We start from the raw sequence: 6,531 nt of genomic DNA on the forward strand, positions 1-6,531 counted from the left end.
GGCAGTGCCCGCTAGCCTGAATGCGGAGCACGCGTCGCATCGGGTGGCGTGAGCAGGGGGGCAACACCATGGTCGACGACGCGCACTCGAACGGTTCGGATCCGGATGCTGTCATCCCGCCGCCTCCGGCTGCACCCCCTGGCGGCCTGGCATCCTCCGTTCCGCTGGCGCCGCCACTGAGCGGACCGCCCGCCCCGCCCGCGCCGCACCCGCCGGCACCGGGTGGCCCGTTCGGACCGCCCGCCCCGCCGCTGCCGCCCTATGGCTCGGCTCCGCAGGCCGGGCAGTACCCGCCGCAGCATCCGGCAGGGCAGTACCCACCGCAGCATCCTTCAGGGCAGCCGGGCCAGTATCCGGCGCAGCCAGGGCAATACCCGGTCGGGCAGCAGCCGTCGGCCCCCTACGGTTCCGAGCATCCGTACCCCGCGGCGCCTCCGAGCCGCCCTTCGCGCTCCGGCAGGACGGTCGCCATCGTCATCGCGGCCGTCGCGGCTTTCGTGGTGCTCGTCGTCGTCGGCATCGCCGTCGCAGTGGGGCTGCTGCTGAACAGCGCGCCCGATCCGATCTCCGCTCCGGTGCCGACAGTCGTTCCGACCGCTCCTGGCGGCTCCGACGGCGACTCCGACGAACCGCCTGCGGAGGATCCGCCGTCCGATGACCCCGGTGACGCAGATGCGTCGGGGATCGCCGATGTGCTGCAGTCGAAGATCGACGAGTACAAGCAGCTTCGAGACAGTGAGGCGTTGTGGGAGAAGATCCCCGACAACGAGTTCAACCGCACCGCCGTGTCGGCCTTCCTGTACTTTCTCGTCGACATGAAGTCGGCGACCCTGTGGGCCGTCGACGAGGCACAGGCGCAGGAGTATCAGGAGCGGATGACGATGCTCGAGGAGCGCCTGCTCGCTCAGCAGCCGCTCGGCGACGACATCAAGATCACTCTCGAAGACAAGGTCTTCACGTACGACGGCACCACCGGCGAGGGCGGATACGTCGAGGAGTGACGCTCGCGTTACGCTCGAGAGCATGAGCGACTGGACCAGCACCGCGATCGCCCTGCTGGAGGCCGACGCGAATCGCAGCGCGGACACGCACCTGCACCTCTTCCCCCTGCCGCCCGAGTGGGGCATCGACCTGTACCTCAAGGACGAGTCGGTGCATCCGACCGGATCACTCAAGCACCGTCTCGCGCGCTCGCTGATCCTGTACGGCCTGGTCAACGGACGCATCACCGAGGATTCGACCCTCGTGGAGTCCTCGAGCGGGTCGACCGCGGTGTCCGAGGCGTACTTCGCGCGGATGCTGGGGCTGCCGTTCGTCACGGTGGTGCCCCGGTCGACGAGTCAGGAGAAGGTCGACCTCATCGAGTTCTACGGCGGACGCTGTCACTTCGTCGACCGTGCAGAGGACATGTCTCCCGAGGCGCAGCGCCTGGCATCCGAGTGCCACGGGCACTACCTCGACCAGTTCACGTTCGCGGAGCGGGCGACCGACTGGCGCGGCAACAACAACATCGCCGAGAGCGTGTTCAGCCAGTTGTCGCAGGAGCGGCATCCGATCCCGCGCTGGATCGTGGTGGGCGCCGGCACCGGCGGGACGAGCGCGACCTTCGGCCGATATGTGAAGTACCGGCGCCACCAGACGCAGATCGCCGTCGTCGACCCCGAGGGCTCGGCGTTCTACGACGGCTGGGCCGGCACCGTCGATGCGCCGGCCGGACGTCCCAGCCGCATCGAGGGCATCGGCCGCCCACGGGTCGAGGCCTCGTTCGTGCCGACGGTGATCGACGAGATGATCCGGGTGCCCGATGCGGGCTCGATCGCCGCGATCCGCATGCTCCGCGAGCGCACCCTGCACCTCGCCGGCGGCTCGACGGGCACCAACCTGTACGGGGCGTTCCAGCTGATCGCACGCATGCGCGCCGCCGGGGAGACCGGCAGCATCGTCACGCTGATCTGCGACAGCGGCATCCGCTACGCCGGCACCTACTTCAACGACGAGTGGGTCGCCGAGCAGGGCTGGGACCTCGCTCCGCACCGCGCCCGCCTCGATCACTTCCTCGACACCGGCGTCTGGGTCGACTGACCCGCGTTCAGATTCCAGAACTCCGGAGATGCCGGCGAGTGTCCGCCGAGAACACGGTTTCTGCCGCTCCCGCGACGCCGATCTCCGGAGTTGTGGCACCGCCGCCGAGAGGACCGTACGGCTACGCTGGCCGCATGACTACTCTCATCCTCACTGTCGCGGGTGCCGATCGCCCCGGACTCGTCGCAGCCGTCGCCGATGTCGTCGATGCCCACGGCGGGAACTGGGAGAACAGCTCGCTGGCCGAGCTCGCCGGAACCTTCGCCGGCGTGATCGAGGTGTCCGTCGCCCCTGAGCGCGCCGAGGAACTCGAGCGCGCGCTGCGCGGCCTGCAGGGTCAGGGACTGCTGACGCTCGCCGTCCTCACCGGCACACCGTCTGAGGATGCGCCCGATCAGGTGCTCGAGATCCAGGTGCTCGGCAACGACCGCCCCGGCATCGTCCGCGAGGTCTCCGGAGTGCTCAGCGCCCACGACCTCAGCATCGAGGAGCTGGCGACCGAGACCCGCGATGCCGCGATGGCCGGCGGACGACTGTTCGAGGCGTCGGTGGTGGCCAGGGTGCCGGCGTCGGTCGACCTCGACGCGCTGCGCCGCGACCTCGAGCGCATCGCCACCGAGGTCCAGGTCGACATCACCCTCGCCTGACCCGCACTCCACTCGCCCCACTCGCGCCCGATCTGCACAGCACTCGCGCCCGATCTGCACCGACCTCGCGCCCGATCTGCACAGGTTGCCCCGCCCCGCACACGAAACGACCGCACACCTGTGCAGTCTGGGGCGATCTGTGCATCCCGGCACAGCCGCCCACGGAAGGGTACGAGCTCAGTCGGTCTCGACCGCCGGCCCCTCGGTGCCCACGTGCGTGTCCGCCTCGGTGTACCGCCGCACCCAGTACTCGGTCTGAGCCACATGAGCGGATGCGGCAGCGGACGCCGCGACGGGATCGGCAGCGGCGAGTCCGCGGAGGATCGCGCGGTGCCCGGCATCCGAATGCAGCTTGAGCTCGGCCGCGTCGCCGGCATCCGGGATCCGATAGGCCCGCGAGCGTGAGCGCAGCACGTCGATCAGGCTCGTGAGCGCGTCGTTGCCCGCCACCTCCGAGATCGTCATGTGGAAGGCGTGGTCGAGTCGCGAGTGGTCCTCGAAGTCGTCGCTGCCCTCGATCTCGTCGAGCACGCCGCTGAGCGTCTCGATCGTGTCGGCGTCGATGCGGGCGGCGGCGAGCGCCGCGGCATGCGGTTCGAGCACCCTGCGCAGCTCGGTCAGCTCCAGCACCCCGGCCATCGGCAGCAGCCCGACCGTGAGCGACAGGCTGCCGATCAGGTCGGCGGCCCGCAGCTCGCTCACATAGCTGCCCGAGCCGTGCCGGGTCTCGAGCACGCCGAGTGCGGCCAGCATGCGGATGGCTTCACGCAACGACCCTCGCGAGACGCCGAGCGTCTCGCACAATTCGCCCTCGCTCGGCAGGCGATCCCCGGGGCGGAGCGCGCCGTCGGCGATCAGCGCGCGCAGTCCGTGCAGCGCTGTGTCCAGTGCGCTCATCGTCATCCTCCTGACACCGCCGATCCCCCTGCCGAGTCTGTCGGATGCAGACCCTTCCTCAAATTCGTATGACAACTATGTTTCATCATCACGTTTTCGTAGCCATTTCGGAAGCCGTGTGGCAAAGTTGTGCAACAACTCCCCCGACGCACCGACGAGGACCGATGCCCGCACCACTCTTCCCCGCACCGCTCACGCTGAACTCCGGCATGCGAGCCCGTGATGCGTGGCCCCTCGACCCTGGGGTGATCCACCTGAACCACGGATCCTTCGGCGCGGTTCCCACAGCCGTCGTCGAGCAGCAGGATGCCCTGCGCCGCCGCGCCGACCTCAGCCCGGTCGAGTGGTTCCCGCGCATCGCCGAGCGAGTGCGCGACGCGCGCGAGCGCACCGCTCCGTTCCTCGGCGCCCACGCCGAGGACAGTGTCTTCGTGCCGAACGCCTCGGCCGCCGCGACCGTCGTCTACAACGCCCTGCGCCTCGAGCGCGGCGACGAGATCCTCGTCACCGACCAGGGTTACGGCGCGATCACGATGGGCGCGCAGCGCCTGGCCCGCCGCTTCGGCGCATCCGTCCGCGCGGTCGAGCTGCCGCTGCTCGCCTCCGACGACGAGGTCGTGCAGCGCTTCGCCGATGCGCTCACCCCGACCACCCGCCTGATCGTCGTCGACCAGATCACCTCCCCCACCGCTCGCGTGCTGCCGACCCGGCGCATCGCCGAACTCGCGGCGCAGCGCGGCATTCGCACGCTCGTCGACGGAGCGCACGCCCCCGGTCTCATTCCGGATGCCGCGGCTATCGCCGGCGGCGACTGGTGGTTCGGGAACCTTCACAAGTGGCCGTGCGCCCCGCGCGGCTCGGCCCTGCTCGTGACGACCGCTCCCGACCGCGACGACCTCTGGCCGCTGATCGACTCGTGGGCGGCGAACGAGGCCTACCCTGAGCGCTTCGACACCCAGGGCACGATCGATGCGACGACCTACCTCGCCACCCCCGCCTCGATCGAGTTCATCGAGGCCGAGTTCGGCTGGCACAACGCCCGCCAGGCGATGGCGCAGATGGCGGATGCCGGAGCCGAGATCATCGCCGAGGGTCTGCGGCCCTACGGTGACGAAGACCCACTCACGCCACTGCCGTCCCCCGTGCCGTCGATGCGACTGGTCCGGCTGCCCCTCGGTCTCGGCTCCACCCGTGAGGAGGCCGACGCCCTGCGCATGGACCTGCTCGACGAGACCGGCGTCGAGACGGCGTTCACGAGCTTCCGCGGAGTCGGCTACTTCCGCCTCTCGGCGCACCTGTACACCGAAGCGTCGGACTTCGAGGCGTTCGTCGAGCGCTGCATCCCGCAGATCCTGCGCCGCGCCGGCATCCGCACCGCCGACTCGATCATCGTCTCCTGACCCGCCTGACCCGACCGCACCACCCGATCCACCCCACCACCTACCCGACCCCCACCACCACACCAATTGAGAGGCACCTCGTGAAGAAGAACAGAATCTTGACGACCGCCGCGGGACTCGGCACCGTCGCCGCGCTCGCGCTCACCGGCTGCTCTGCAGGCGGCGGCGAATCCGCCGACGGCACCGTCACCCTGCAGATGGTCGAGAGCCTGACCAACCCTGCTCGCACCGACCTGATCCGCGGCCTCCTCGACGAGTTCGAGAAGGAGAACCCCGAGATCAAGGTCAACCTGGTCTCGCCGCCCACCGAGCAGGCCGACCAGAAGATCCAGCAGATGCTGCAGTCCGGCAAGGGCGTCGACGTCCTCGAGGTCCGCGACATCACCGTCGGCCCGTTCGCCAACAACGGCTGGCTGCACGACCTCTCGGGCGACCTCGAGAAGTGGGACGGCTGGGATGCTCTGACCGACAACGCGCAGTCCGCATCGGTGGCCGCGGACGGCAAGAGCTACTTCGTGCCGTACGGCTTCTACGGACTCTCGCTGTTCTACCGCACCGACCTCGTCGAGGCGGCGGGCTTCGACGGTCCTCCGCACAGCTGGAAGGATCTGCTCGAGCAGGCCAGCGCCATCCAGGACCCCTCGAACAACATCTACGGGTACGCGTTCCGCGGCGGTCAGAACGCCAACAGCAACGTCGTCGCCGCGATCGAGGCGTACACGATCGACGACCTCGACGTCGACGACGCGTTCCTGATGGAGGACGGGTCGACCATCTTCGCCGCCCCCGAGGCGCAGGATGCCGTCGACGACTACTTCGACCTCTTCAAGAAGGCCTCCCCGCCGTCCGCCGTCTCGTGGGGCTACCCCGAGATGGTCGCGGGCTTCACGAACGGCACCACCGCGTTCCTGCTGCAGGACCCCGAGGTGATCGCCACGGTTCAGGACTCGTCGCTGACCGAGGACCAGTGGGACACCGCTCCGCTGCTCGTCGGCCCCTCTGGCAAGGCCGCGCAGCCGCTGGCCGTCGCCGGTTGGGGTGTCGCGGAGAAGAGCGAGCACCAGGATGCCGCGGTCAAGCTCGTCGAGTTCCTCTCGTCCGCCGAGCCCGCGACCGAGTTCGCCCAGGCCAACAGCCTCGTCCCGATCATCTCGGAGGCCGCTGACGACGAGTTCTACTCCTCGGGCCCGTGGACGAGCTACGTCACGATGACCGAGGACCCGGAGACGTACGTCAACGTGCGTCAGCCGCGCGGTGTCAGCTGGTGGACCGAGTGGATCCAGAAGTCCGACCAGGACGTGCAGAACGTGCTGCTCGGCAACATGTCGACGAGCGAGCTGCTCGAGTCGTGGGACACCTTCTGGACCGAGAAGTACGCGGCGGAAAAGGGCTGATCCGTGACCCGGACCACTCTCGAAGGGGGCTCCGTCGGCACCGCCGGCGGGGCCTCCCCGGCATCCCGCCGGCGCCGCCCCTTCCGTGGCCGCCACGCGCTGACGCTGCTG

At 69.3% G+C, this 6,531-nt stretch carries 6 protein-coding genes; 5 read left to right on the forward strand and 1 reads right to left on the reverse strand.

Translation table 11 applies throughout. The features are described 5' to 3' along the window. Positions 1-20: 20 nt before the first annotated feature. From ACESK8_RS13400 to ACESK8_RS13410, 3 genes are all read left to right on the forward strand, one after another. The gene (locus tag ACESK8_RS13400; RefSeq protein WP_372969063.1) at positions 21-1,001 is read left to right on the forward strand and encodes a hypothetical protein; all 981 of its coding nucleotides are present in this window, start codon (positions 21-23) and stop codon (positions 999-1,001) included. Positions 1,002-1,023: 22 nt separating this feature from the next. After that, the gene (locus ACESK8_RS13405; RefSeq protein WP_372969064.1) at positions 1,024-2,082 is read left to right on the forward strand and encodes a PLP-dependent cysteine synthase family protein; all 1,059 of its coding nucleotides are present in this window, start codon (positions 1,024-1,026) and stop codon (positions 2,080-2,082) included. A 134-nt stretch (positions 2,083-2,216) separates the two neighbouring features. Beyond that, entirely contained in the window at positions 2,217-2,729 is a 513-nt protein-coding gene (locus tag ACESK8_RS13410; RefSeq protein WP_372969065.1) for a glycine cleavage system protein R, read from the forward strand. A 177-nt stretch (positions 2,730-2,906) separates the two neighbouring features. Here ACESK8_RS13410 and ACESK8_RS13415 read toward each other — a convergent pair whose 3' ends face one another. Next, a complete protein-coding gene (locus ACESK8_RS13415) occupies positions 2,907-3,626 on the reverse strand; it encodes a FadR/GntR family transcriptional regulator (RefSeq protein ID WP_372969066.1) in 720 nt (239 codons plus the stop codon). A 164-nt stretch (positions 3,627-3,790) separates the two neighbouring features. Between ACESK8_RS13415 and ACESK8_RS13420 the strand changes: the two genes are divergently transcribed. After that, positions 3,791-5,026 (forward strand): aminotransferase class V-fold PLP-dependent enzyme, encoded by a 1,236-nt coding sequence (locus ACESK8_RS13420; protein ID WP_372969067.1) that lies wholly within the window; start codon positions 3,791-3,793, stop codon positions 5,024-5,026. Between the two features lie 80 nt (positions 5,027-5,106). Next, positions 5,107-6,420, forward strand: a complete 1,314-nt coding sequence (locus tag ACESK8_RS13425) for a sugar ABC transporter substrate-binding protein (protein WP_372969068.1) — start codon at positions 5,107-5,109, stop codon at positions 6,418-6,420. The last annotated feature ends 111 nt before the right edge of the window (positions 6,421-6,531 follow it).

The sequence above is a fragment of the Microbacterium sp. genome, from assembly GCF_041641055.1.
GTDB lineage: Bacteria > Actinomycetota > Actinomycetes > Actinomycetales > Microbacteriaceae > Microbacterium.